The sequence below is a fragment of the Leptolyngbya cf. ectocarpi LEGE 11479 genome (assembly GCF_015207065.1).
GTDB classification, from domain to species: Bacteria; Cyanobacteriota; Cyanobacteriia; order Phormidesmidales; family Phormidesmidaceae; genus Leptothoe; species Leptothoe ectocarpi.
Window position 1 is genome coordinate 1 of record NZ_JADEXP010000573.1, and the last position, 2,226, is coordinate 2,226.

Genomic DNA, 2,226 nt, shown 5'->3' on the forward strand with positions numbered 1-2,226 from the left:
AAGAAGGGTTTCCGTCCCCTCGCGGGGTAATGGATTTTGAACGTCTGGATTTTACGCTGCTTGCACTTCTAAAGGTGGAGTTTCCGTCCCCTCGCGGGGTAATGGATTTTGAACATTTCCGAGGTTCAAACCCGGAAGTCTTGTTACGACGTTTCCGTCCCCTCGCGGGGTAATGGATTTTGAACGAAGGTATTCTATTGCCCGATCGACAGCCAGACCATTGATGGTTTCCGTCCCCTCGCGGGGTAATGGATTTTGAACTCTTGTGGGTTCTGCTGTTATCGCAGTTCCTGCGTTTCCGTCCCCTCGCGGGGTAATGGATTTTGAACCTTTAAGTTAGTTCAGTTTCGACTGAATCGTAGATAAGTTTCCGTCCCCTCGCGGGGTAATGGATTTTGAACACAGATGAGATTAGCGTGAATCACAATCTTTCCTCTTTGGGTTTCCGTCCCCTCGCGGGGTAATGGATTTTGAACGAGGAAATGTCAGCAGCGCATATAGAAGCGATTAAGTTTCCGTCCCCTCACGGGGTAATGGATTTTGAACCTTTGCAGAAGAGTCTTCAACATTATGTTGATCACTCGTTTCCGTCCCCTCGCGGGGTAATGGATTTTGAACATTTCCGAGGTTCAAACCCGGAAGTCTTGTTACGACGTTTCCGTCCCCTCGCGGGGTAATGGATTTTGAACAAGCTGGCAAGCTGCATGGCAACGCTTTTACGGATTGTTTCCGTCCCCTCGCGGGGTAATGGATTTTGAACCTTCTGCTGCAGAGGTATTGTCTCTGCATGAGGAAGATCGTTTCCGTCCCCTCGCGGGGTAATGGATTTTGAACCCCCACCCTCTAGAACCCTTGCCAAATAAGCTTTTCAGACACCCATTTCTGAGGGGGTCCAAAATCACTAAAAATAATGAGAATCAGTGGCATTAAAGCATAGTCTAAAACGGCTGAAACTCTTGCATTGCAAGCAATCCGAGGGGGTCGACGAAACTATGCGGTTTTCAAGGTTCTTTAGACCCCCTCAGAAATGGGAGCTTATGCCATAGCTTAACTGGCCTTTTTATAAATGTCCATAGCCCCTGTCAGGTGCATTCCATCTTCCTAACCCTTTCAGTCCAGCTCCCTCATTGCCCGCCGTGCTAGCTTCGAGTAGGTCTTCGTTGTTTCATAGGCCAGCTCCATATCGTCTGCAATTTCTTGCAATGAGTCGCCCTGTTCTCGTCGGGCTACGATGGTGGCCCAGGTTTCTGCGGTGTCGATGGCGCGACGTCCGCCCTGACGTTTTTTGGTAGAGAGAAATATCTCTGTTAGTTCATCCATGCGCTCGGCTAGGAGTCTTTGCTGGGTAGGTACCGGGGGAGCTGCCTGAGCGGTGTGCCAGCCTAGGTGTGTTTCGCCGAGGCCAAAGGTGGTTTTGTGACCGGTGCTGCAATAGGGGGCCAGCTGTGTCAGGGCATAAAACATCGCTACAAAGGGTTTTTCGGTGAGGCCGCGTCGGTCGATGGCGTAGGTGACGGCTCCGGTAAAGCCGGTGACGGAGCCTTTTTTGCCGACGGCGACTTTGTGGGTGGAGAGTTGATGCTGGGTGATGATCACATAGGTATCGACCCAGTCGAGAAAGTCGTCTTGGTCAACGGGCTGATTAGAAAAGTGGTTCCAGCGGCGCAGATAGCTGTGGAATACATTGGGGGGCCAGGGTAGGGGTAAATGGTGTCCCTTACGGCGAAAGCTGGTAGGGCTTTTGAAGCTGAGGCTGACGCTGCCTTCCCCAGCTTGGCCTTGGGTTAAGAGCTTAGCGTAGGTGGTGGGCGGCTGAGCAAGATTCACTGACTCGATAGTCAGGGGGGTGTTTTTGAGGATAATCTCGTTGGGGAGCTGGCGTAGCCATGCGGCAACTCCCTGGGTGACGGGCTTGCACAGGGCATTTATGCGCCAGCGATAGGGTTTGTTTCGTTGTAGCTGCAACGTTTGACTTTGGGGAATAAACTGTCCGTCTAGCCCGGTGAGGCTAAAGGGTTTTTCTGATTCGCCATCATGCATGTAGGCGGACAGTTCTGGGTCGATGTCTCGGATCTGGTGAAGAAACCAGGCGTGTAGGCCAATGGTGTATTGGGCGTAGAGATCGCTATTGGCGACGGGCTTGAGTACAAATTCTAGGCTGACTAGGTCTGTGTTTTTGGGCCAGTAGGTTTTGGCGGAGAGGTTGAGGGTGGTGTCGGTTTTGGG

At 51.8% G+C, this 2,226-nt stretch carries 1 protein-coding gene and 1 CRISPR repeat array; the gene reads right to left on the minus strand.

Annotated elements, in window-relative coordinates; translation table 11 throughout:
• Positions 1-7: 7 nt before the first annotated feature.
• Positions 8-834: direct repeats of the CRISPR family, unit length 35 nt; unit sequence GTTTCCGTCCCCTCGCGGGGTAATGGATTTTGAAC.
• Between the two features lie 276 nt (positions 835-1,110).
• Positions 1,111-2,226, minus strand: a 1,116-nt coding sequence (gene cas6 / locus IQ260_RS30040) for a CRISPR-associated endoribonuclease Cas6 (RefSeq protein ID WP_193996715.1), incomplete at its 5' end; no start/stop codon positions are given.